A 24,214-nucleotide genomic window follows, 5' to 3' on the forward strand; every position below is an offset into this window, starting at 1 on the left:
CCTCAGCACGCTTCGCAAGTATTGGCAGCCAGCGGGGCCGCGTCTGTCAGACTGGTCAGCATGGCCTCCGCGCGGTACGAGCTGCGCACCAGCGGGGCGGAAGCCACGCCTGTAAAGCCCATGGCAAGGGCTGTTGCCTTCCAGTGGTCAAATTCGTCAGGGGCCAGATGCCGCGCCACAGACACATGCGCACCAGAGGGCGCAAGATATTGGCCAAGGGTCAGAAAACGGCAGCCGTGCGCCAGCAGATCGGCCAGGGCGAGGCGAATTTCGCTCCATGTTTCGCCAAGGCCCAGCATGATGCCGGATTTTACGCGCAGGCCCTGACTGGCCGCGTAGCGCAGCACTTCCAGCGAAGTTTGATAGCTGGCCCCAGGGCGCACCTGAGCAAAAAGCCGCCGCACGGTTTCAAGATTATGATTGAACATATCGGGGCGGGCGGCGCACACCGCCTCAAGAGCATTGGGGCCGCCCTGAAAATCCGGCACCAGCACTTCAATGCTGGTCTGCGGGCTTGTCTGGCGTATGGCCTTGATGGTGCGCACAAAATGATCCGCGCCGCCGTCCGGCAGGTCGTCCCGCGTAACAGACGTTATGACCGCATGGTGCAGGCCCAGCCTGTGCACGGCCTGCGCGACGTTGCCCGGCTCGTTGGAATCGAGAGGCGCGGGATGTCCTTTGGCTACGGCGCAATAGCGGCAGCCGCGGGTGCATCTGTCGCCCATGATGATAAAGGTCGATGTGCCGCGCGAATAGCATTCGCCCTTGTTGGGGCACTGGGCCTCCTGACACACGGTGTGCAGGTTGAGGTCGGCCAGCATGTTCTCCACCGGGCGTATCCCGGCATCAGGTCGCAGGGAAACAGTCAGCCAGGCCGGTCTGTTTGCAGCCAGCCCGGTGCGGGGCGCAAAGTCGAACTCGTGGGCAAAGGCCTGCACAAAGCGGTGTGAAACTTCGGCAAAATCAACCTGACTTCCCAGCTCGGCAGCTATGGAGGTAATGCGTTCCGCAGGGTTGCCGCAGGGGGTGATGAGGCGAAACCAGTCCACATCGGTATTCACGTTCAGGGCCATGCCGTGAAAGGTCACCCACTTGCGCACTGCCACGCCCACGCTGGCGACTTTGCCGCCGTTTACCCACACGCCGGGGCCGTGAACGCCCAGTTGCGGCTCAAGCCCGAAGGAGCGCACCACCGAGGCGATGGCGGCCAGCAGCTTTTCCATATACAGATGCAGGTCTTTTTGCCGCAGACGGATAACGGGATAGGCCACAAGCTGGCCGGGGCCGTGAAAGGTCGCCATGCCGCCGCGTTCCACCCAGTAGAGGCCCACGCCCTGACGCTGCAACTGTTCCTCGGTCACGTGCAGATGGGCCGTTGTGCCGCCGCGCCCCATTGTGATGACGGGGTCGTGTTCAAGCAGCAGGAGGGTATCGTCCACGGCGTCGCTGACGCGCGACTCCACGCGGCGCTTCTGAAAGTTCAGGGCTTCGCCGTATTCGATGCGCCCAAGATCCAGCACCTCCAGCGGAACAGGCTGGCCGGGCACGGAGCTGGCATCGGTATCTGGCTGGCAAAGGGATAAGGCGGACATGGCTGCTTCCTTGTAATGCAGAACAGATTCAGCTTGTTTACGGCGGGGGGCCGGGGAGGCCTTTACCCCGGGCCCAACGGCACCCCCGCCGGTTCCTTCAACGGCGTCAGCCCCGCTTGGGCAGGTACAGGGCCCACCCGGCGGCATCACGCGCGGCATCGACAACGGTTTCACAAAAGGCGGGATGCACGCGGAAGCCCTTGGCGAATTCGCGCACCGTGCATTCAAGCTGCATGGCAAGCACCGCCTCGCCGATCAGCTCGGAAGCATTGCTGCCCACGATGTGCACGCCCAGGATTTCGCCCGTGTCGGCATCGGCAACCATTTTTACTGCGCCGTCCACTTCGCCGCGCAACATGGCATAGCCGTTGATGGAATATGGAAAACCGCCCACTTCAACCTCGTAGCCCTTGCGCTCGGCCTGTTCTTCAGAAAGGCCCACGGAGCCCATTTCCGGGCTGCCCCAGATGGCGCGCGAAACAAGGTGGGAGGGGAATTTTGCGGGCACGCCCATGCTGTTTTCCGCCGCGCAGATGCCCATGGCAGAGGCCGCATGGCTGAGCATCCAGCCGCCCGTGCAGTCGCCAATGGCAAAAATGCTCGGGCAGGCTGTGCGGCACTGCTGGTCAACTGCTATGCCGCCGTCTGCATTGAACTTAACGCCAAGCGTTTCCAGACCAAGATTAGCGGCAACAGGCTTGCGGCCAGATACCAGCACCCTGTCGGCATCAACGGTCTGTTCCTTGTCGCCGCTTTTGAGGGTGCAGGTTTTGCCCGCAACCTTGACGAGGGTGTGGCGGGCAATGATCTGCACGCCGCGCTCGCGCAGGGACTGGGACATGCGCTGGCTGGAATCCTGATCTTCGTCAGGCAGAATGCGCGGGCCGGGCACGGCAAAGATGACCTTGCTGCCAAGGATGCTCAGCAGGGTAGCCATTTCAACGCCAATATAGGTAGGATCGGTAATAAGTACCGAGGCCGGGGCTTCCGTCATGTCCAGCAGCTGGTCGCTGGTAAAGGCGGCCTGATCCAGACCGGGAACATCGGGCTTTGCAAGGGTGCTGCCCGTGGCGATGATAATGCTTTTGGCCTCAACCTTTTTGCCCGCCACATCCACAGAAGTGGGCGAGGTTACAACGGCCATGCCGGGGATCACATCCACGCCGTTGTTGGCAAGCAGCGCTTCCATACCCATGCGGATATCATTGGAAACGCCCTGCTTGCGGGCCAGAACAGCGGTAAAATCCAGCTTGCCCACAGTGAGTTCCAGACCGAATTCGCCAGCCTTGCGCGACTGTTCCAGCAGGGTAGCGGCGCGCAGCCATATCTTGCTGGGAATGCAGCCGCGCATAACGCAGGTGCCGCCCATGTTGCCGCCTTCCACCAAGGCCACCTTGCCCTTGAGCTGCGAAGCGCGAATGGCCGCAGCATAGCCGCCGGGGCCGCCACCTATGACAACTACATCGTACATTGTGTTCTCCTGATCTGTGCTGGTTGCTGTATGGGCGCGCATTGACGCAGCCCTGCCGGGAATGCCCTAGAAAAGCAGCAGGGCCGGTTCCGCCAGATATTCCACAAGTGTCTTCAAAAATTCAGCGGCGGGTGCGCCGTCTTCAACGCGGTGGTCAAAGGTAAGGCTCAAACCCATCATGGAGCGGGCCACTATGGCCCCCTCGCGGATAACGGGCTTTTCCACCACGCGGCCCACGCCCAGGATTCCCGTTTCACCGGGCTTGAGAATGGGCGTGAAGAAATCCACCACGGAATGCGCCATGTTGGTGATGGTAAAGGTGCCGCCGCTCATGTCGTCAGGCGTCAGCTCGCCCTTGCGGGCGCGGCCAGCCAGCAGGCGGGCTTCCCTGGCTATTTCGAGCAGGGTCAGCCTGTCCGCATGGTGCAGCACGGGAACCATCAGGCCCTCGGGCAGGGCCACGGCCACGCCCATGTGCACCTCGCCGTGACGGGTGATGGTTTGCCCGTCAAAGGTGGCGTTCATGCGGGGGTGCTTTTTCAAGGCCTTGGAAACGGCCAGAATGAGCATGTCGTTCATGGAAAGGCGGAAGTCTTTGTTCTTTTTGTTGCGGGCCTTGAAGTCGTTGATGATGTGCACGCAGGGGGTTACATCCGCTTCGCTCACAAGGGTGAGCTGGGCGGAGTTTTGCAGGCTGCCCAGCATGTTGTCGGCAATTATCTTGCGCATGCCTTCCATGGGCACGGAGCTTGGCTCGCTGCCGCAAACGGCGCTGGAGCAGGTTGACTGAGACGCATTTTGGGCCGCCGTCGCGAATTTTTCCGGGTGCAGGGCGCGGTCAACATCTTCGCGCACGATCTTGCCGCCTTCGCCCGTGCCTGTGAGGGTGGAGATATCCAGCCCGGCCTTGGCGGCCACGGCGGCGGCAAGGGGCGTGATCTTGATTTTGCCGATAACTTCGTGGCGGGCCTGCACATCGCGCTCAACAATCCGGCCTTCGGGGCCTGAACCTGCTACGCAGGCAAGGTCAATGCCAAGTTCACGCGCCAGCCGCCGCGCGGCAGGAGACGCTATCCCGCCAGTGCCAGAGGGTTGCACAGCGGCTGACGCGTTGGTTTTTTCGGGCTTGGGCGCGCCCGCTTCCGCTGTGGCGGAAGCGGGGGAGTCAGACGCGCCTTCAACCCGGGCGATTGTTTCACCAGGTTCGGCCAGGATGCCAAGCACGGCGCCCACGGCCACTTCCTGTTTGGGCTGCACCATAATCTGGAAGAGCACGCCATCGGCGGGGCTTTCCACCTTATTGGTGATTTTGTCGGTTTCCACTTCAAACAGATCATCGCCCTGCTTGACTGCGGCGCCTTCGGCCACAAACCATTTGGAAACCTTGCCGGTCTTCATGGTCAGACCAAGTTTCGGCATGGCAAGTTCTATGCTCACTGCTGTTCTCCTGCGATGTTGTGTGTTGCGGCGGAAGGCTGCCTTTTTGCCGTCAGCCGGGCCGATGCCGTCAGCGGTAAACCATGCCGCCGTCAATAAGCACGGCCTGCCCGGTCATGTAGTCGGAGTCCGGCCCGGCCAGATAGGAAACAAAGGCGGCCACGTCTTCCGGTGTTTCGGGGCGGCCAAGGGCTATGCCTTCGCAGTACTTTTTGTAGGTTTCGCCCTTGGGGGCGCCTGTGATTTTTGAAAAGCCCTCGTCAATGGCCACCCACATGTCTGTGCCGACCACGCCGGGGCAGTATGCGTTTACGGTGATGCCGCTTGAGGCAAGCTCCCGCGCTGCCGCCTGGGTAAGGCCGCGCACGGCAAACTTGGTGGCGCTGTACGCGCCGATAAGGGCAAAGCCATCGTGCCCGGCAATGGAAGAAGCGCTGATGATCTTGCCCTTCTGCTTGCGGGCCATGAATTTGGTGGCTGCTGCCTGAATACCCCAAAGCACGCCGTTGACGTTAATTCTGAAGATGCGTTCAAGCTCTTCGGGGGTGACGTCCAGCAGAGCCTTGACCTGAGCGATGCCCGCGTTGTTGATCATGACGTCAAACCCGCCCAGTTCCTTTTCCGCGTGATCCACGGCGGCAAAAACCTGCGCGCGGTCACTTACGTCGGCAATAAAGGTGGTGGCTTTGCGGCCAAGGGCGCGCACTTCATCCGCAGTGGCGGCCAGTTTGTCCACGTTCATATCCACAAGGCAGATATCCGCGCCATCCTTTGCCAAACGCAGGGCAATACCGCGTCCTATTCCCTGAGCGGAGCCCGTAACCAGAACAACTTTGCCGTTAATAGCCATAATCGTATCCTCCGTGTTGCCGCATGCCCGGATCAGACCGGACTTAAACCGGGCGCAAACCGGGAATGCACTGGATGGCAGCACCCTGCGGGCCGCAAACAGGTTGTTGCGTCAGGCAAAAATACCGTCGCCGCTGACGTTGCCGAGGCCGGGATGGATGTCAAAGCGCACAACGCCCACAGGCACCTTGACCGCCCGTGCGACCATTGCAGCGCCCTCGTAGCCAAAGCCGCCGCACAGCTCGATGGCAACGCAGCCGTCTTCTTCCACGGCCTTCTGCGCCGCTTCAACGGCCTCCCTGTAGGATGTCACGCCAATGGTCAGCAGTTCCACGCCGGGGGTGCGCGTCCAGCTGCGGTGCTCGGCCTTGACGCCGTTGCCTTCGCCACGCGGACTCAGAAAAATGAATGCAGCCTTGAGTTTCATAAACATGCTCCTGGTGTTGGGGTATTCAGGCATGATGCAGATATGCCGCCTAGTTGGCGTAGCAGACCTGCGCGCCCCGCAAGAACAGCCCTCGTTGCCGGGCGTATTCCATGACGCGGGCCACATCCACCACGCGCATGGTGTCTTCTGACAAACGTATGCTGGCGCTCTGCCCGCGCCGAACCTCCACCTCGCGCTCGCCGTCCAGCGCCAGCACGCAGGGAGTAAGCCCCACCGGCACATCGTCGCCCGGCAAAAGCTGGCGCACGCGGGAAACGCCCACGTCGGCAAACAGGCCGGGGCCGATGGCGGCGCGCACGCGGCAGGCAAAATCGGGGTCAAGATCAAGGGCCAGACCGCGCGGTTCTTCGGGCGAGATGCTCATGAGCTGCCCGGCCACAGTGGAGAGGCCTATGCTGTCTGGCCGACAGCGGGAAACGACTATCTGGCTGACTTTGGTGATGTCCCAGATAGCGCGGGAGCCGAGAAAAAGATCATCGTACACCGCCACGTCCACCAGGGCGATGTCCCTGAACTGACCGTCCACATGCACTTCAAGCAGGCTGGCCTCGCGGCAGCCTTCGTCAATGGTTACGCCGCCGCAGGCGAGCACTCCTGCGGCAAGGCCAGCCACGGTTGCTTCGGCCATGACAGGAAAAACATTGTTGGTGCCTGTGGAGAGCGGCAGAATAGGCGTTTTGCGCGCGCCCTTGCAGGCGGCGCGGCTTGTGCCGTCGCCCCCCATGACGATGATGACCGCAACCCCCTCCTGCTGCATGAGGGCTGCGGCGTTGATGGTGTCCTCCTGCGTGTTGTGCAGGTAAATGTCCACCGGAGCCACGTTCACAGGCGTTTCCAGAGCTTCCAGATCGCTCAGGGCGCGCGGCACGATGCCGTAGCCCTCGGGCATATACAGAACATCACGTACCCCGGCGGCGGCCAGACCAACCAGAATACGGCGCACCATGCGCACCTTCTCCTGATTGTCAAAAACACTGCCGTGCGCGACGATGCGGCGTATGTCCTTGCCTGATGCCGGATTGGCGATAATGGCTGCTTTCACGTTGACTCCGGTGGATGTAGTGAGCAGGCAGGGCCTGCCGCAGTGCTTGCAATGGCTGTTGCAATCGTGCTCCGCCGCTATGGGGCAGGCCTTGTGCCTGAGCCTGCCCCTTGAAAGCGGCTTAATTATCGCAACGACTTGACCGCAGCGACGATCTGATCCGCGCCGGGAATATAGGCCTTTTCCAGCGGCGGGCTGAAGGGAACGGGGCAGTAAGGAGCGCCCACGCGCACAATGGGCGCGTCCAGATAGTCCAGGGCTTCCTCGGCCACCATGGCGGCGATTTCCGCTCCTGCTCCGGCGGTTTTGACGGCTTCGTGCGCAACCACAAGAGCGTGGGTTTTCTTGACGGAATTGAGGATGATGTCCTTGTCGAGGGGCACCAGACAGCGGGGGTCTACCACTTCGGCGCTGATGCCCTGAGCAGCCAGGGTTTCTGCGGCCTGAAGGGCGGAGTGAACCATGAGCGAGGTAGCCACAATGGTTACGTCCGTGCCTTCGCGCTTTACATCGCCCTTGCCAAGCTCAATGGGCGTCGCCTCGTCGCCAACTTCGCCTTCCACGCCGTACAGAATCTTGTGTTCGAGAAAGACAACGGGGTTGTCGTCGCGGATGGCGCTGATGAGCAGCCCCTTGGCGTCTGCCGGGGTGGAGGGGATGCATACCTTGATGCCGGGAATGTGCATGAACCATGCTTCAAGGCTCTGGGAGTGCTGGGCCGCAGCGCCCACGCCAGCGCCCTGGGGCATGCGCAGCACCATGGGCACCTTGGCCTTGCCGCCAAACATGTAGTGCATTTTGGCGGCCTGATTGAAGAGCTGGTCAAGGGCGACGCCGATAAAGTCCACAAACATCAGCTCTGCCACAGGGCGCAGACCGGCTGCGGCAGCGCCGGCGGCAGCGCCCACAATGGCGCTTTCCGTAATGGGGGTGTCGCGCACGCGGCGTTCGCCAAAGTGGTCAAAAAGGCCCTGAGTCACGCCAAAGCAGCCACCGAACTTGCCCACGTCTTCACCGATGATGAACACGTTTTCGTCCCGCTCCATCTCCTGACGCATGGCATCGTTAAGCGCTTGCAGGTAGGTTTTGATCGCCATATTTTTCTCCATTCTGAAAATCTGAAGGTGGTTTCCGCAGTTTCAGGCAAACGCTTTATGCGTACACGTCTTCCAGCAGGTCTTCCGGCTTGGGGAAGGGGCTGTCTTCCGCAAACTTGACGGCGGCTTCAATTTCGGCGGCCACAGATACGGTGATGGCGTCCAGTTCCGCCTGAGTGGCGGTGCCGGTTTCCACCAGCTTTTTGGCAAAACGCGGAATGGGATCCTTGGCCTTCCATTCTTCCAGTTCCTTTTCGCTGCGGTATACGCAGGCATCGCCCTCAAAGTGGCCGCGCCAGCGGTAGGTCTTGCATTCGATGAGCGAGGGCCCCTGTCCCTTGCGCGCGCGTTCTACGGCCATAGTCACGGCTTCGTACACGGCGAGCACGTCGTTGCCGTCAATGACAACGCCGGGCATGTCGTATCCGGCGGCACGGTCGGCAATGTCGGTGATGGCCATGGATTTGCTCTGTGGGCAGGAAATGCCGTAGCCGTTATTTTCATTGATAAAGATAACGGGAAGCTTCCAGGCGCTGGCCATGTTCAGCGATTCCTGCGTGGTGCCCTGGTTGGACGCGCCATCGCCGAAAAAGCAGGCGCATACGCCCTTGGTGTCCTTGTACTGGCAGCTGAAGGCCGCGCCCACGGCAAGAGGCCCGCCGCCGCCCACAATACCGTTGGCGCCAAGAATGCCGATGTTGAAATCGGCAATGTGCATGGAGCCGCCCTTGCCCTTGCAGTAACCAGTGGAGCGGCCATAGATTTCGGCCATCATGAGCTTGAGGTCGCCGCCCTTGGCCAGGCAGTGCCCGTGGCCGCGGTGGGTGCTGGTGATCATGTCCGTCTGCTTCAGCGCGGCGCACGCGCCTGTGGCAACGGCTTCTTCACCAAGGTAGAGGTGAACGAATCCGGGTATTTTGCCAGCTGCAAAAAACTTTTGCAGCTCGCTTTCAAAAAGGCGGATCTTGGTCATGGTGCTGAACATTTCCAGCAGAACCTTTTTGTCGGGATGTTTCATGGTACTCTCCTCAGATTGCTGATTGTGGTGCCGACTCAGTCAATATCTACCGACACGGTCAGGGCCGCGCAGGCCAACACGATGTCGCTGCAACCGGGGCTGAAGCAGGCAACTTCAAGGCCCGGAGTGCGCAAACCGCCCGTAACGACCTCAATGCTCTTTTCCCCGATGGGGATGGCGGCAAGCACTGCCTCCTTGTCCACCAGATCAGGTTCGGGCACGGCAATGCGCGCATGCACATGCACACCCTGAAACGAACCGCGCTCAAGTATCTCCACCAGACCGCACAAACAACTGCGCGAAATGGCGTCCTTTACCGCGCGGTATGCGGCCTTGGTCATGTTTGCGCCGTGCAGATCGGCCCCGGTGCCCAGTTCAACCACGTAACGTTGCAGCATTGGATTCCTCCGCTGGTCAGCCCAGCATGCGCACGGGCTGTTCGAGCATGTCCGCAAGGGTGCGCAGGAAGCTCATGGCCGGGCCGCCATCGGTGACCATGTGGTTGAAGGTGAGGGAAAGGGTCATCATCTTGCGCACGCAGACCTGACCTTCAAAAACGCCCGGCTTTTCCACTACGCGACCAACGCCGAGAATGCCTGTTTCCGGCGGGTTGAGAATGGGGGTGAAGCCGTCCACGCCAAGCATGCTCACGTTGGAAATGGTAAAGGTGCCGCCGGAAATCTCGTCCATGGAGAGGCCGCCCTTGCGGGCGCGGCTGGCAGCATCTCGCACCTTGGCCTTGAGTTCTTCAAGGCTGTAGGTGTCCGCATTCTTGACGTTGGGAACAATGAGGCCCGTATCGAGCGAAACGGCGATGCCAAGGCTCACATGCCTGTGCATGTGGATGCCGTCTGCCTGCAGGGTGGTGTTCATGACGGGGTGCTGCCTGAGTGCGCGGCACACGGCAAAGGCGATGATGTCGTTGAACGAAAGGCGGTATTCCGGGTCTTTTTTGTTGCGGGCCAGCATGGTGTCGCGCAGGGCAACCATTTCAGTAACGTCGGCTTCCACAAAAACGGTCAGTTGCGCCGCGTTTTGCAGGCTGGCCTGCATGTTGTCCGCTATGAGCTTGCGCAGGCCGTCCATGGGGATGACTTCGTCCGCATCAGCATCAGGGGCGGAGCATGGTTGCGCCGTGGCTGCGCTGGCCGGAGCCGGAGATTTTGCGGCGGCTTCGTGAGCGGCGCGAACATCCTTTTCTGTAATAACGCCATCGCGGCCTGTGCCCGTAACCGTTGCCAGATCAACGCCAAGCTCTTTGGCGGCCTTGCGGGCCGCAGGCATGGCGCGGATTTCTCCTTGCACCGCACTGGCCTGCGCATTCTGTCCCTTGGCTCCGGATGCTGCGGGCGCCGGGGAATCGGCAGACACTGCCCCGGCAGCCTTGGCGGCAGGGGCGGCCACAGCCTCGCCCGATTCACCGATGATGCCGATAACCTGCATGACCGGAACAACCTCGCCCTGCGGGCTGACAATCTGCAAAAGAACGCCGCCAGCCGGAGACTCGACCACGTTGGTGATCTTGTCTGTTTCCACTTCCAGCAGGGGTTGCCCCACTGCCACCGCACCGCCTTCGGCCACAAGCCAGCGCGCAATCTTGCCTGTTTTCATGGTGAGGCCCCATTTGGGCATCTGCACTTCGTAGGCCATCCGCTACCTCCTTGCGCCGATGTGGCGCACGCGTTTATGCCTACTTGATTGCAACTCTGATACCACTTTATAACAGGTAATAATCAATGAATAATTTATAAAATACTTTATCTGTGTATTTGATAGTGTTCCAAAATCGAACAGAACGCTGTTCTGTAAGACCAGTTATGATACACTACAATATATAAAAAATTCATGGAGTTGTTTTTTGTGGACGTAATATGAATGTAGCCATGGGCAAAGAGCTATTCCATTTTTTCACGGACGATGCTATTGCTTAAAACAAAGCTGCGGGATCGCATTATTCAGAAGTGGGGCAGATGGTCTTTTTGAAGTGGAAAGGCCAGCGAACCGGCATGCTTGTTGAAAGGGCGTGCGCGTCCGGGAGATAAGTCATGTATGTTCTGCAAAGAAATGGCGATGTCTTTGAAATGCGGCAGGAACCCCTGATGGCGGAAGGCGTCAACCGCTCAGGGTTTTTGTTCAACAGCTATAGCGGCGCACCAAGAGCGAACCGGCGGGAAACGTGGGAATCCTTTATAAGAACCGGTAAAATTGTTGACGACAGCCTGCCCCGGCCCATTGCGGCCTCCTGGATGCGCTGCCGTGATCTGGGGGTGGATCCGCTGCTGCCAAAATGCGCGGAATTTACGCCCATGAGCCAGATCAACGCACAGGCCGAGATATACGCGGAGCTGGCGGCTGGCGTGGAACGTCAGGTGTATGAGCAGATCAAGGAAAAAGGCCTGCTCATGACGGTCTCCGAGGCCAATGGCCGGTTGCTGCGCACCTGCGGCAACAAGGATGTATTGCTTCAGGCAGACCAGCTTTACTTTGGCCCTGGCGCGGTATGGTCTGAAAGAAGCGTGGGAACCAACGCCATAAGTCTGGCCCTTTCTGACGGCATGCCAGCGCAGGTTATGGGCGAGGAGCATTTTTGCAGCAGCCATCAGGCCTGGGGCTGTTCTGCCGCGCCCATTTTTACGCCCTTTGGGCAACTGTGGGGCTGTTTTGACATTTCCGGGCCAACCAGCGCCGATCACCGTCAGGCATTGTGGCTGGCTGTTGGCGCGGCCCGCGAGATTGAGCGTCTGCTGCTCAACGCCTCGCTGAGCAGTATGGAGAACAAATCACGCACCCTGCTCAGCACGCTCTTCAGTTCCATGCCCATTGGCGTGCTGATGGTGGATGAGAGCGGCATCATCACCTATGCCAATGCGCAGGCGGAGCGCCTGCTCGGCTTTAGCGGCGATGTGCGCGGCGGACGCGCCGAGGCATTTTTTGACTACACCCTGTACGCGCGTCAGCAGGCGGAAAAGGGCGGCCAGCCCGAGGGGGTTCCCCTGCGCTGCCTGACCAATTCCTCACTTACAGCCTGTGCCATGCCCTTCATGACGGGCAGGTCAGAAGCGCGCTACACCCTTGTGACCCTTCAGGCCGGAGTGGAGGCCCGCCCCGCGCCGATTGCCCCTGTGCCGCATGTTCCGCGCCGCGAAGGCACGCGCCCCTTTGGCGATATTGTTTACCGCAGCGAAAAAATGTCCCGCACGGTGGAGCAGGCGCGGCATATGGCCAAAAGCCCTGCGGCGGTTTTGTTGCTGGGCGAAACGGGCACGGGCAAGGAACTGTTTGCACGGGCCATCCACAAGGCCAGCCGATGTTCCGATGGGCCGTTTGTGGCCGTAAACTGCGGGGCTTTGCCGCGCGAGCTTATCCAGAGCGAACTTTTTGGCTACGAGCGGGGGGCTTTTACTGGAGCTGTGGAAAAGGGGCGTCCCGGCAAGTTTGAACTGGCCGACAAGGGAACCCTGTTTCTGGATGAAATTTCTGAAATGCCGCTGGAAATGCAGGTCAACCTGCTGCGGCCTCTGGAAGACCGCTGCGTCACAAGGGTGGGCGGCAAGCAGTCCAGGATGGTCGATTTCCGGCTGGTCACTGCCACCAACCGCAATCTGGATGAACTGATGGCTTCGGGCGCGTTTCGTGAAGATCTGTTTTATCGCATCCATGTGCTTGCGCTGGAAATTCCACCATTGCGCGAGCGCAGGGAAGATATAGCCGTCATTGCGGAATACCACTGCAAACGCCTGTGCCGTACCTATGGGCATCCTTTTGGCGGATTTTCTGCCGAGGCTTTGCGTGTGATGGAAGATTACGACTGGCCCGGCAATGTGCGTCAGCTTGTGCACAGCGTGGAATTTGCCGTCAACATGGCGCAGGGCGGCTGTATTTTGCCCGCACACCTGCCTGCGCATTTGCAGTCCTGTGCTGGTGGAACCAATGCAGCCAGCGGGCAACCAGATGGGCAAGCCGTGGCGGCCCTGCCCGGAATGACCGATTTTAACCTGGACAATCAGGAGGCCAAGGTCATTCGCTGCGCATTGAAGCATTATAACGGCAACATGCTCCAGGCCGCCAAGGCGCTGGGCATTGGCCGCAACACCCTATACGCCAAGCTTCGCAAAATTGATCCAGAGGCTTAATCCTTCATAATATTACCATATTGCCACAATCCGGCCTGCTCTTAACCTGATTCCCATTTATGGGGGCATACGGTATGGAGCAGGCCTTTTTTATGGTATCTGCTTTCGCCGGAGCTTGCTGTTTTAGTCCTCGCGGCCTGTTTTTTCTCTGTTCCACTTCCGCCCACGATGGCCTTGCCTTGTTCCACTTCAGAACACTGCCTACGGCTCCGGTATGCCTGTCTGCATGTGCAATTTTTCTCGATCGAGCAGGGGCACGGTCTGCCGGGCATGTCCGCTCATCCGCTGCTGGCGCGGATTTTACGGCATGACCTGTGCAAAGAAGAGAGTATTCGGATTCAACATCTAACAAGCGAGGCAGTTATGGCGGAAACCATGCAGGCGGCAGTTTGGCACGGCAAAAAAGACATCCGCGTTGAAACTGTACCCGTTCCCCCCGCTCCGGCTCCCGGTTGGGTTCAGATCAAGGTTGATTGGTGCGGCATCTGCGGCTCGGATCTGCACGAATACCTGGCTGGCCCCATATTCATTCCCACAGAGGCCCCGCATCCGCTTACGGGCAAGCAGGGGAGCGTCATTCTCGGACACGAGTTCAGCGGCAAGGTTGTGGCGGTGGGCAGCGGCGTTACCAATGTGAAGGTGGGCGACATGGTTGCGCCAGATGCCTGCCAGCACTGCGGCGAGTGTCAGCCTTGCCGCGAAGGGCGTTACAATGTTTGTGAAAAGCTTGCTTTTACGGGCCTGCACAATGACGGCGCATTCGCCCCCTATGTGAATGTGCCTGCGGAATTGTGCTTTATCATGCCCGATGGTGTTTCACCCGAGGCCGGAGCAGTCATGGAACCTCTGGCCACGGGCTTTAAGGCCGTGCGCATGGCGGGCAGCATTCTGGGGCTCAATGTGGTGGTGCTTGGGGCGGGAACCATCGGCCTTGGCACCATTATGGCAGCCAAAGCCGCGGGCGCGGGCAAGATCATCGTGCTTGAAATGTCCCGTGCGCGCATTGCCAAGGCAATGGAGTGCGGCGCGGACATTGTGGTGAACCCCAAGGAGTGCGACCCGGTTGCAAAGGTGAAAGAACTGACAGGCGGCTCCGGGGCTGATGTCTCCTTTGAATGTATCGGCAACAAGCACACCGGGCCGCTGGCCATAGATGTGCTGCGCAACACCGGAACGGCCATTATTGTGGGTATTTTTGAAGAACCCAGTTCCTTCAACTTTTTCAGCCTCAGCGGTACGGACAAAAAGGTCATGGGCACGCTGGCCTACACCATTGAGGATTTCAAGGGGCTTGCCGCGCTCATGGCCAAAGGCGTCATCAAGGCGGAAAACCTGATTACCGGCAAGATCGAGCTGAAGGACATTATGGAAAAGGGCTTTCTTGAGCTGATCAACAACAAGGACGAAAACATCAAGATACTTGTGCGTCCCTGACGCGCTTGACGGCGTGTTTGAGGGATGATCCTGCTGTTTTGCCGCAGTTGTTTGTGCGCGGGGCAGGATATGAAAGAGGGGTTGCGGAATGGTCCGGAACCCCTCGGTTAGTTTATGCACCCATGCGCACCAGCATGCGGTCTGGCTGTTTGTATGGGTATTAAACGTTGGCTGCGTTTTTTGATCAGTCCGGCATTGACTACAGGTAACATGCCTTGCGGGTATTCAAACCAGATTGGAATTTGCAATTGTGTTGCCACGGCAACATGAAAGTAATGATTTTGGAATATTAATTTTCTTTTTAACTGCACAATGGAGAAATAAGCATGTCTAATATCAGCGCAACATATCTTGGTAATCTTCAGGTGGAACTTGTTCATAATCTTAGCGGCACCAAGATTTATACCACGCCAACCCCTGAGCATGGCGGGTCAGGCAAGGCATTTTCTCCCACTGATCTCTGCGCAGCCGCATTGTGTTCATGCGCCATGAGCATGCTGGCAACATATGCGGAAAATCATGGGTTAGATGTGACCGGAACAACTTTGGAAGTTTCCAAAGCCATGACAACCGAGGGGCCAAGTCGCATAGGCAGAATCGAAATAGTTTTCAACATGCCCAACCGGGAATTTAGCAGCAAGGACAAGATGGTAATGGAACGGGCAGCAAATACCTGCGGCGTTCATCACAGCCTGCATCCAGATGTTGAGCAGGTATTTACCTTCCGATGGGGCGATTAGATCTTTTGCTCTGTATGGAGTGCCTGAAATGCTGGCTGCCGTGGCCATGCCCCTGATGGGTAAAAATACGGAACGTTCAGCATCTGCGCCAGATTCAAGGGATACGATCCAGGTTTTGAAAGCCGGTCAGATATGCCGGGCCGGGACGCCATGCTGGTTCATAGCAGTGTGCGGGCGAACCATACCAGTGGATTTTTTGCGCAGGTTGAGCTTGGAGCGGAGTTATTTCGTTCACAGAGTTCTTCCTGTTTCGGCGGTTTCAGTTTTGGTCTGGAGTTTTAGCGGCTGCTTGCATGGTTCATCCATGCCATTGGGTTTGGCGTTCTCCTCTGCCAAGCTCCGTTATATCTGCTTCTGATTATCCACTTCACGAACTAATCCATTGAAAAAAAACTGCTTCTGACCTAGATAAAAAAAGGAATAAAGTCGGTTGTCACCCTGGATCAACTGGGGTGGCACTGCGTTGCTTTGTGTACAAAGAAGACAGCGCAACCATGCTGCGTTTAACCACAATCTCCCCCCGAAAGTGGCTTTTGCGACGGCGCAGGACTATCTGGCATATCAGATAAGCTTTCTGGAAGGTATTGAGGAAAACGCACAATGAAGATTGCCGATATTACCTTTGGGATGCCCAGGAACAAGGCAGCTCTGAATCCGGCTGGAGTTGCCCCTGAAGGCCAGCCAACCACGTTGTCTTCGAGCCTCTCTGCTGCCGGCAATGCCATGCCGTGTTCATCCAGTTCGTCTGGCTTGTCTGGCAGGTGGGCCAGCTTTGAAGCCCTGTTCTGTTCCGTTGTAGAAGAAAACCCGGATAGCCTCGCCCTTTCTGGTGGCGGAAAAAACCTGAGCTTCAGGGAACTGAAGGATTTCTCCGCGCGCATAGCCGCCTTTGTACAGGCGCAAAACTACGGGCCGGAAACGGCAGTAGGGGCGCTGTGCGAGCGCGGAGCCATGTATCTTGCCGCCGCCATTGGCATCATGCGGGCCGGTGCGGTGTATGTTCCAGTGGAGCGTGAACTGCCGCGCCCCAGGCAGGAAGCCATGCTCAGGCCCGTACGGCTGCTGGTGACGGACAGAGCCTCACTGCACGAGGCGGAATACCATCGCTATCGCAACCCCAACATTACCCACGTGCTTTGCCTGGACGCGCCAAATTTTGCGGATGCTCTGGAAAGTGGCGGTCTGAGCAGCACAGAATACTGGGAGCACCTTGCAGAGCTGGGCAGCGACCGGGGGTGGCTGGACGATGTGGACGCCCGCCCCCTTGATCTGGCGCAACTTTGCAGGATGGCAGACAGCCTGCTGCAAAAAACGGGTCTTGCCCCCAATCGTGCCCCCGGCAGCACCTCAGGAAATACACAGGCCAAGGGTAAAAGCGTGCTTGATATCGGCAGCGGCTCCGGCGTGGTGGCGCAGGCTCTGGCCTCTGCCTCCAGCCGATATGCGGCGGTCGAAATTGCCAGAAATGAACTGGACAGGGTGCATGCCTTGCCTTGTGACGCTTCTGTAAGCATCCACCGCATGGAAGCCATAGATATCTGTTTTTTAGATGAGCAATTTGATCTTGTGGTGCTCAACGGCGTTGTGGATTGCTTTCCCGGCTACAATTATCTGCGCAGGGTGCTTGACCACGCAGTAGAACGCCTCACGGCGGGCGGCAGCATTTTTGTGGGCGCTGTGCGCGATATGGATCGCAAGGACGACCTGCGGGCAGCCATCAGGGAGCATGCTCTTGCCACGGGCGATCAGTCGGCCTTGCTGCGTTTTGAGGGCTCGGCAGAGCTGTTTGTGCCACGCCGTTTCTTTAGTGCCTGGGCGGCAGAATGCCCATATCCGGTTGAGGTAAAATTTTCACCTGCTGCTCCCGCGCCCTCTGACAATGGTCAGTCGGGTGTCTTTCGCTATGACGTGCAGATTTGCAGAAGCGCTCATGATGCCAGACCCCACGGAACCAGAGCCATGCGCGAAAGCTTTGGCCTGAGAGATATAGAGGTCTGCCCAGTTGCCCCGCTTGCGGCGGTCAGGCCGGACGCTGCCGCCTATATTGTCTACACCAGCGGCTCCACAGGGCTGCCCAAGGGCGTTGTGGTGGAGCACCGCCACCTCCTGCACATCATCCATGCCCTGCGGGCGTTTTCAGAAGGGTGCGGCACTGTGGGGCTGGTTGCGCCGCTCTCGTTTGATGCGTCCATCCAGCAACTGGCGGTTTCGCTGTTTTGCGGCAAGCCCTTGTATGTCATGGCGGACGAGGAACGTAAAAATCCTGCGGCGTTATGCGCCTGCGCCCGCAAAAGGGGCATTGACCTGTGCGACATGACCCCGGCCTTTTTTAATGTGCTGGTGGATTATCTGCAGGAGCGCCACCAGCCCCTGCCGCTCAGGCGTGTGCTGCTGGCTGGCGAGGTGCTGCGGCCAGATGTCATTCAGAAATTTTATGCCATACCCGGCAACGAAGATGTGGTGCTGTTCAATGTGTACGGCCCTACAGAATGCACGGTAGACAGCAGTTCCTTTCGCATTGATCGCGCCAATCATGCGGATTTTACGGCCTTTCCCATTGGCAGGCCGTTTGAAGGCGTGACTATTTTCGTGCTGGATAAACATCAGCGCCCAGTGCCGGAATCTGTAACCGGGGAACTGTGGATCGCGGGCGCGGGCGTTTCGCGCGGCTATCTGAATGGCGAGAGCGCCGATGCTTTTACCGAATACGCCGGGTGCCGCTGCTATCGCACTGGCGACAATGGCTTTATCCAGAATGGCCTTGTGTACTACCGGGGGAGGGAGGATCAGCAGGTCAAGATCAGGGGCAACCGGGTAGAGATCGGCGAGGTGGAAAAGGCCGTTGGGAGCTTTCCCGGTGTGCGGCAGGTGGCCGTGGTCGCGGATTTCTATCAGGCTGGCAACGACAAAAGTCTTGCCGCCTATGTAGTTGGCGCTGTGAACCCGGTGGATTTGCGCAGCTACCTTGAACAGCAGCTGCCGCCCTTTTGTGTACCGGACTATATTGTGCCAATGCTGGAGCTGCCTCTGTCGCCCAACCGCAAGGTGGATAAAAGGGCGCTGCCGTCCCCGCTGGGCAGGGTAGAGGCCGTTGCAGGGCGCTGCCCGCAAGGGACTGTGGAGCAGACGCTTGCCACCATCTGGAAACGGCTGCTGGGTATGGATGTAAGCGATGCGGAGGCCAGTTTTTTCAGCATGGGCGGGCACAGCATCATGGCCGTGCGCCTTGTTGCCATGATTGAAAAAGAGTTGCGCGTTCATATTGCCGTCAATGAACTGATGGCTCATTCCAGCATTGCACGGTTGGCCGAACTTATAGAGGGCAAGGCATACGTGCGCAACAGCCCCATCATCAAGCTTTGCCATAGTGAAGGCGGAAAAAATCTCTTCCTGTTTCATCCAGTGGGCGGCAGCGTGTTTTGCTACAGCGATCTGGCCCGGCAGCTGGATGGGCGCTACACCCTATATGCCGTTGAGCCTGCGGGCTTTCAGGCTGAAAAAACTGTTCTGAATACGGAGCTGCACAGTGTTCAGGACTTGGCCGCGATTTATCTGGATGAAATCCTCAAGGTAGCAACGGAGAACATCGTTTTTGGCGGCTGGAGTTTCGGGGGCCTCCTTGCCTATGAGGCGGCCTGCCTGTTCGCCGCGCGCGGGGGCGACCCTGGCCAGGTTCTGATACTGGACACTGTGCTGGACAATACCAGGGCCAAGCTGCTTGCAGCCAAGGATGATGTGGAACTGTTGAAAAATCAGCTCCATGAAGCTCTGGCCTTTGATGCGGACAAACTGCGGGACATGAACAGGGCTGAGAGAATGACGTATCTGGTGGAATGCGGCGAAAAAGCCGGACTGCTGCCGCCCCATTTCAGCCCCGCTCAGATGGAAAACCTGTTGCAGACGTACAGGCTCAACGCCATTGCCGCAGCGCGTTATGACAGCCCAACGCCATCTGACTTGCGTATTCTGTATATCCGCGCTCTGGATTTTGCCAGTAATCCCTACATTGACTTTACTGACCAGTATCAGGGCTGGAGCCGTTTTTTGCCTGAAAAAAACATCACCCTCCGCTGGACGGCGGGCACGCATCAAAGCATGCTTTCACCCGGCCTTGCTGATGGCGTGGCAGAGCATATCTGCGACCTTTTTGGGCAGCAGGGTGCAGGTGTGCCGACTGAAGAAGATGAGTGCGGAATGTCGATGGGGTGAGGCGTTTGAGGCCACACACAATATGTCGAAGATGCATCAATAGAGATGAAAGTGATTTGTGCCTAGGGACGTTCTGCCTCTTCAAGCCAGTCATCCATGGCTGAAATGCCTTTGCGAAGCATGGTATCTTACAGATCTAATACCCTGCGCAGCATTTCTCCATTGTCCAGTTCTTCCCTCTCTTCTGCCTCCCGAAATAAGACAGTTAGAAGTTTAACTAAAGATTGGCTGTCGTCTGTTGGCATATATGTGGTGCAATGTTCAAGGAATAGCTCACATGCGCGCAGCGCAGCGTCACAATCACGCTCGCTTAAAGCCAGCATCCATTTTGGAAATTGGTAGAATCTCGAACGATTTTGGGTTGATAGTTTAGCACTAACTGCAAATATTTGCTCTAAAAATGACTCAGGTGGAAAACAAAATGTATCGTCGCGTTTGCGAAAAATAGAGCATAGTGATCTAAAGATTTCCTCATGCTTTGGTGCCCACTCCAAAATACAACCTAATCCTTCAAAACATTTGTTTTCAATATCATGTTTATCTGTATTGTGCCCAAGAACATCAACGGCCGCTTTCCATGCGTCATCAAGATTCACCTTGACTAAGCTATCAATGAAAGTATTTTTATCTATTTTGTCGGAAAGGTACGCCAGCGCGAGGATTTTCCCCCAAGGTTTAGCGGCGTTCGGCATGGCCATATCATTCATGACGTCAAGATACCCTTTTACCATGCCATAATGCTTGCGATAATTGTAATACAAGCACATGTAGGCTGATTCCCATATCACTGATGGGCCATGAGCAACTGCTTTTTGGAAAAGCTGCCAGCCAATATCCTGAGAATAATGGAGCACGGTGGGCAAGCCTTGTAACACCCTGCCACGTACTGCTGGATGCGGATCTTCGGCCAGTTGGTGAAGAATGGGCAACAGCAGATCAGGAAGATTGCCTTGCCCTCTCTCCAACCAGTGCGATGCAATTACAAAAGCTGACTCAGCCGCCACACCGCGCAAGCTATTTAGGCCAATACTTTGTAGATTTTCACAGTTTTCTGCTGCGGGATCTGAGGAATTGCTGCACCAGCATAACAGCGGATAAAGCTTTCCCAGGTCGTCCAACGAACGCACAAGCCATGCACAGCCACAGAGTACTGATTGTAAACAGAAGCCATCGAATCCTGTCCAATTGACCGTATTTATAAGTTGCAGCAAATAATCAAATAATGTTTCTTCTGAGGGCGTACTTTTTGCTGTCCAATTGTCCCTGTGTGAATTGCCGAATTGAATACGCACATATTCAGCGATGCCCCGTAACAGAGCAGCCTGAAATTCAGGTGTAATGTCATCCCAATGGTTACGCGACCATTGATAAAACCGTTCAGGGTCTACGCTCGCTGCATTCGTTAGCTCTTGCGCAACCAACCTTGACCCACCGATAATGTGATCATTTTCTACGTCACTCCAACCCCAGTCATCTTCAAATTTTTTAGACCCATAGTACTGTAATATCTTGAGTAGTCCTGATGAAGAAAAGTTAATTAATTGTTCATGACTGACCGGAGAACGAACAAACCCCCCGCGTGTTTCAATGCTGGGCGCTCGTAGGGGGATTCCGCATAGTCTATCTGCGGTCTTAATGGCCGCAATGCTTTCTGGGATTCTGTACGGGGCAGGAATCTCAATCAGGTAGTCTTGGCGTATTCTCCACACGAAATGTATGTTTGTTTCTTTTTGTTCTAGTCTATCTTCATGCAATAATAGGATTTTATTTTGAATTTTTTGTAAAACATCTATACTCAAGTGCGCTGAGGCAGCGCCCAAAAGGCATGGAAGTTCATAATCAAAATGGATGCATGCAGAACTATCCGTGAGGTGTAAAAGTATGTGTTCAACTAGAGGTAAATTTGATTGCGGATTTTGTGTCAGTCCGCACAATGCCATATAACGTAAAGCGCACTCTGCGTTGCTCCATAGGCACTGTGCCCATGTTCTCCACCAGTTACTATTTTGCTCGGCATGCTTGATGCACGCTCGTTCAACTGCATTAAGTAATATTTCTAAGCTGTTATAATTATGTTTTCCAGTTCTAGAGCGACGGTGACCATGTGATGTTTCAAGCAAAAAATTATTTCGCGTTACACCATCAGCCAATACACTGCCAGTTTTTTCACTCCATTCATCCAGAGCTGAAAGAGCCATGGTAAGGAGATCTTCAGATTTTTGTAACCGCTTTTCAAGAAAGTCTTCCTCGCAAAAGATATGTTCTTCGCAATTCAAAATAATATTGCCAACACGCTGGTTAGTATTGTCTTTATTATGACTTATAAAATTCCACAGCATACCATCATGAGAATCTATGGCATTCACCCACTTTGAGAGTGGTTTGCCAATAAGGTCAAATTGGGAATAACTTGAATTCCGCATGAGAAGAGTAAAAATTTTCTGTAATCCTGGGTGGCCCCAATCATCAAAGCTGTCTAAAGAGGAGATTATAGTTATGGCAGTATTGTCTATGTTGTCTTGTGTTGCATTAGCCAGTAACCAAGACAACAGGGCTACAAATGCAGAAGATGTTGCCTTTGGCCCGCGGCGAAGCCATTGAATGTAACGATGCAGCCAAGGCCAGTTCTGCGTTCTTTGCCATACGGGGAGCAAGTGTTGCTGAAAAAAATCAAACCAAAATTTAGGGTGAGATTTTTCAAAAAAAGCAAAGAAAAGTGTTTCATCGCATTCAAACATCGAATGTAATAAAGAAACATCATCTGCATCTGGGGATGTTTCGGCGAGTGAAGTTGCGAGCAATTTTTTAATGTGGAACGCTTGGTCGTTGTCTGCCAAGGCGCTGCGAAGTTGCTTGCGAAATAATACGATATCCTGATTATACAGCGAAAAAAAGAAATACCGAATTGTGGGGCGGATAAAGGGCACAGCGGGCATGCTTGCCATGAATATAGACAAGGTCTGACCTTGCGCTTGCGCATGTTCAACTGCAAGTACATCAACTAGTGTCTGATGACTGAAAGCATAATTCCCAACTGAGGTTTCGAGCAAGACTCCTTCACTCAGTAAGATTTTGCGCTGCTTGTCATCAATTGAAACTAAACGTTTTGGAATCGATAACCTCTTTTCAGAAATCATACGAGCTGAAATAGCACGCAATGTCTCAAGCGCAGAGCTGCCCAACAACTCATTTTGCATGATGATTTTATCGAGATATATTTCTGAAAGGCTATAGACTGTGGATGGGGTAGGAATTACATCTTTTTCCGAAATATCAAGGAACATCTTCAACATGCGTGGATTGCAAATAAGTTTTTTTTGTTCGGCTGACAGTAATTGGGAATCAACTCCATGGGCAAGTAAAAGCTGGGTAACGTCTGTGTCAAAGTCCAATTCATCCAAGTGTAATTTTTGAGGCCATGAGAGGGCAGATAGCTGTCGATCATACTGCAAGTCAAAAGTCCTGCATGATGCCACCACGCACGCATTGGGTATTTTGCGTGCCTGCTCCATCAAGGTGATGACGGCAGTAAACCTGTGCCGACCTGAAGTTGAGAGGACATCCAGCGAATCGACAACCAGCACTACAAGTAAATTTTCTGCCATTCGTGCAAGTGAATTGAGAAATTTTGCCCTAAATTCATCTATGTCGGAATCTTCGATATCTCGTGTTTGCAGAAAGATACAAAAATAATGAGGGTTGTTCTCAAAATAATCTGCTAGGTCTAATAAAATACAGGTTTTTCCTGAACCTGGCGAGCCATCTATTAAAACAGATTGTTTACTGTTAATGTGGGCTATGAGTTTTTGTTGTTGAGTACGAAGAAAATGGTGTTCTTTAATCTTCCTCTGCCAAACACGACCACGGTTTGAAAATTGAGCAAAATATGTTGTGATTTGTGTTTCAGAGAGGCGTGGCGTTATCCGTAGACCTGCGCTATTCAACAAATCTAATAAACGATGACGGTCGATCGAGTAGTTGCTAACATGTGCTGCCCTTGGGTCTTGACGACGGCAGGTCACACGCCTCACTTCATCGTTGAGAAGCGTAAGAGCAACATGTGGTTGCGTAACATAATAGCTAAGGTGGGTTATAGTTTCTGAGGATAAGTCATCATACGATTTTACTTTGAATTTAACTTGACGAAAAAATGTATAAATTTCATCAGGCGATGCGATTCGTTGTGCTACAATTTGTAAAAATTTTGAATATTCCCCCCCGCTATTTTGGGGCATGTCCTGAATAAAAGCATCAACATCAGGCATCCGTTCTGCACGTTCTTGCAGATGCTTTAAACCACCAAATGGACCTGTAGAATAAAAATAAATCTCACTTTCGGGGATACTTTGCCAATGCTTCCATGCCTTGCACAAATCATCTTTGAGATCAGTTACGTTCCACGTTTCACGTCTTGGGTGGTCAACCTTACACTGGCAGCAAATAATGCTATCATTCTTGTGAATGATCACATCATCTACGCGGACTCTCTCGCAGTTGATCAGGGATGTTGATTCAACATCGATGCTACGCAAGGCTTCGTCTGTGAGCATCTTTGCCAGCCACCACACGGCAAGCATGTCTTGGTAGTCATCACCAATGCTAGAACGCACGCCAGCTTCACTCATTGCAACCGCCTAAAAATAAAAATTGTAGATCACGCCGATGAAGTGTTGTTAACCTTATCCGGTTGCATTTCTTACAGCAAGGTGCGGATATTCTGGTTTTGATGTGGTTGTAATTAAAA

The 24,214-nt window shown here is 55.6% G+C and carries 15 protein-coding genes; 4 read left to right on the forward strand and 11 right to left on the reverse strand.

Annotation, left to right across the window (positions count from 1 at the left end; translation table 11 throughout):
• Nucleotides 1-2: 2 nt before the first annotated feature.
• The 10 genes from lipA to NE637_RS00680 all read right to left on the reverse strand — a co-directional run bounded on the left by lipA (nucleotide 3) and on the right by NE637_RS00680 (nucleotide 10,604).
• Nucleotides 3-1,592 carry a lipoyl synthase gene (gene lipA / locus NE637_RS00635; RefSeq protein ID WP_227119159.1) on the reverse strand — a complete coding sequence of 530 codons (1,590 nt, stop codon included), beginning with the start codon at nucleotides 1,590-1,592 and terminating at the stop codon, nucleotides 3-5.
• Between the two features lie 106 nt (nucleotides 1,593-1,698).
• The gene (gene lpdA / locus NE637_RS00640) at nucleotides 1,699-3,063 is read right to left on the reverse strand and encodes a dihydrolipoyl dehydrogenase (RefSeq protein WP_227119161.1); all 1,365 of its coding nucleotides are present in this window, start codon (nucleotides 3,061-3,063) and stop codon (nucleotides 1,699-1,701) included.
• A gap of 66 nt (nucleotides 3,064-3,129) precedes the next feature.
• The gene (locus NE637_RS00645; RefSeq protein ID WP_227119164.1) at nucleotides 3,130-4,500 is read right to left on the reverse strand and encodes a dihydrolipoamide acetyltransferase family protein; all 1,371 of its coding nucleotides are present in this window, start codon (nucleotides 4,498-4,500) and stop codon (nucleotides 3,130-3,132) included.
• 70 nt (nucleotides 4,501-4,570) lie between these two features.
• A complete protein-coding gene (locus NE637_RS00650; protein WP_227119166.1) occupies nucleotides 4,571-5,350 on the reverse strand; it encodes an acetoin reductase in 780 nt (259 codons plus the stop codon).
• A gap of 111 nt (nucleotides 5,351-5,461) precedes the next feature.
• Nucleotides 5,462-5,776, reverse strand: coding sequence for a DUF6506 family protein (locus NE637_RS00655; protein WP_225529797.1), 315 nt, complete (start codon nucleotides 5,774-5,776; stop codon nucleotides 5,462-5,464).
• 49 nt (nucleotides 5,777-5,825) lie between these two features.
• Nucleotides 5,826-6,839: an ATP-NAD kinase family protein gene (locus NE637_RS00660; protein ID WP_192111699.1), complete on the reverse strand. Its 1,014-nt coding sequence runs from the start codon at nucleotides 6,837-6,839 to the stop codon at nucleotides 5,826-5,828.
• A 125-nt stretch (nucleotides 6,840-6,964) separates the two neighbouring features.
• A complete protein-coding gene (locus NE637_RS00665; RefSeq protein WP_275161612.1) occupies nucleotides 6,965-7,936 on the reverse strand; it encodes an alpha-ketoacid dehydrogenase subunit beta in 972 nt (323 codons plus the stop codon).
• Between the two features lie 55 nt (nucleotides 7,937-7,991).
• Nucleotides 7,992-8,954 (reverse strand): thiamine pyrophosphate-dependent dehydrogenase E1 component subunit alpha, encoded by a 963-nt coding sequence (locus NE637_RS00670; RefSeq protein ID WP_192111701.1) that lies wholly within the window; start codon nucleotides 8,952-8,954, stop codon nucleotides 7,992-7,994.
• 35 nt (nucleotides 8,955-8,989) lie between these two features.
• Nucleotides 8,990-9,352: a Lin0512 family protein gene (locus NE637_RS00675; RefSeq protein ID WP_227119171.1), complete on the reverse strand. Its 363-nt coding sequence runs from the start codon at nucleotides 9,350-9,352 to the stop codon at nucleotides 8,990-8,992.
• 16 nt (nucleotides 9,353-9,368) lie between these two features.
• Entirely contained in the window at nucleotides 9,369-10,604 is a 1,236-nt protein-coding gene (locus NE637_RS00680) for a dihydrolipoamide acetyltransferase family protein (RefSeq protein ID WP_227119173.1), read from the reverse strand.
• A 395-nt stretch (nucleotides 10,605-10,999) separates the two neighbouring features.
• Here NE637_RS00680 and NE637_RS00685 point away from each other — a divergent pair, with 395 nt between their 5' ends.
• The 4 genes from NE637_RS00685 (at nucleotide 11,000) to NE637_RS00700 (ending at nucleotide 19,470) form a co-directional block, all read left to right on the forward strand.
• A complete protein-coding gene (locus NE637_RS00685; RefSeq protein ID WP_227119175.1) occupies nucleotides 11,000-13,087 on the forward strand; it encodes a sigma-54-dependent Fis family transcriptional regulator in 2,088 nt (695 codons plus the stop codon).
• A gap of 363 nt (nucleotides 13,088-13,450) precedes the next feature.
• Nucleotides 13,451-14,521 carry a 2,3-butanediol dehydrogenase gene (locus NE637_RS00690; RefSeq protein ID WP_192111704.1) on the forward strand — a complete coding sequence of 357 codons (1,071 nt, stop codon included), beginning with the start codon at nucleotides 13,451-13,453 and terminating at the stop codon, nucleotides 14,519-14,521.
• A 326-nt stretch (nucleotides 14,522-14,847) separates the two neighbouring features.
• On the forward strand, nucleotides 14,848-15,261 hold the full coding sequence (locus tag NE637_RS00695) for an OsmC family protein (RefSeq protein WP_227119177.1): 414 nt from the start codon (nucleotides 14,848-14,850) through the stop codon (nucleotides 15,259-15,261).
• 600 nt (nucleotides 15,262-15,861) lie between these two features.
• Complete coding sequence (locus tag NE637_RS00700) at nucleotides 15,862-19,470, forward strand: alpha/beta fold hydrolase (protein WP_227119179.1); 3,609 nt, start codon at nucleotides 15,862-15,864, stop codon at nucleotides 19,468-19,470.
• A 128-nt stretch (nucleotides 19,471-19,598) separates the two neighbouring features.
• Here NE637_RS00700 and NE637_RS00705 read toward each other — a convergent pair whose 3' ends face one another.
• The gene (locus tag NE637_RS00705; RefSeq protein WP_227119416.1) at nucleotides 19,599-24,095 is read right to left on the reverse strand and encodes an NACHT domain-containing protein; all 4,497 of its coding nucleotides are present in this window, start codon (nucleotides 24,093-24,095) and stop codon (nucleotides 19,599-19,601) included.
• Nucleotides 24,096-24,214 lie beyond the last annotated feature (119 nt).

It is taken from the genome of Desulfovibrio desulfuricans (assembly GCF_024460775.1).
In the GTDB taxonomy this organism is placed as follows: domain Bacteria; phylum Desulfobacterota; class Desulfovibrionia; order Desulfovibrionales; family Desulfovibrionaceae; genus Desulfovibrio; species Desulfovibrio desulfuricans_E.

Coding starts and splice junctions, on each gene's coding strand:
- lipA (WP_227119159.1), bottom strand. CDS start 1,592: ATGTCCGCCTTATCCCTTTGCCAGCCAGATACCGATGCCAGCTCCGTG.
- lpdA (WP_227119161.1), bottom strand. CDS start 3,063: ATGTACGATGTAGTTGTCATAGGTGGCGGCCCCGGCGGCTATGCTGCG.
- NE637_RS00650 (WP_227119166.1), bottom strand. CDS start 5,350: ATGGCTATTAACGGCAAAGTTGTTCTGGTTACGGGCTCCGCTCAGGGA.
- NE637_RS00655 (WP_225529797.1), bottom strand. CDS start 5,776: ATGAAACTCAAGGCTGCATTCATTTTTCTGAGTCCGCGTGGCGAAGGC.
- NE637_RS00665 (WP_275161612.1), bottom strand. CDS start 7,936: ATGGCGATCAAAACCTACCTGCAAGCGCTTAACGATGCCATGCGTCAG.
- NE637_RS00670 (WP_192111701.1), bottom strand. CDS start 8,954: ATGAAACATCCCGACAAAAAGGTTCTGCTGGAAATGTTCAGCACCATG.
- NE637_RS00675 (WP_227119171.1), bottom strand. CDS start 9,352: ATGCTGCAACGTTACGTGGTTGAACTGGGCACCGGGGCCGATCTGCAC.
- NE637_RS00680 (WP_227119173.1), bottom strand. CDS start 10,604: ATGGCCTACGAAGTGCAGATGCCCAAATGGGGCCTCACCATGAAAACA.
- NE637_RS00685 (WP_227119175.1), top strand. CDS start 11,000: ATGTATGTTCTGCAAAGAAATGGCGATGTCTTTGAAATGCGGCAGGAA.
- NE637_RS00690 (WP_192111704.1), top strand. CDS start 13,451: ATGGCGGAAACCATGCAGGCGGCAGTTTGGCACGGCAAAAAAGACATC.
- NE637_RS00695 (WP_227119177.1), top strand. CDS start 14,848: ATGTCTAATATCAGCGCAACATATCTTGGTAATCTTCAGGTGGAACTT.
- NE637_RS00700 (WP_227119179.1), top strand. CDS start 15,862: ATGAAGATTGCCGATATTACCTTTGGGATGCCCAGGAACAAGGCAGCT.
- NE637_RS00705 (WP_227119416.1), bottom strand. CDS start 24,095: ATGAGTGAAGCTGGCGTGCGTTCTAGCATTGGTGATGACTACCAAGAC.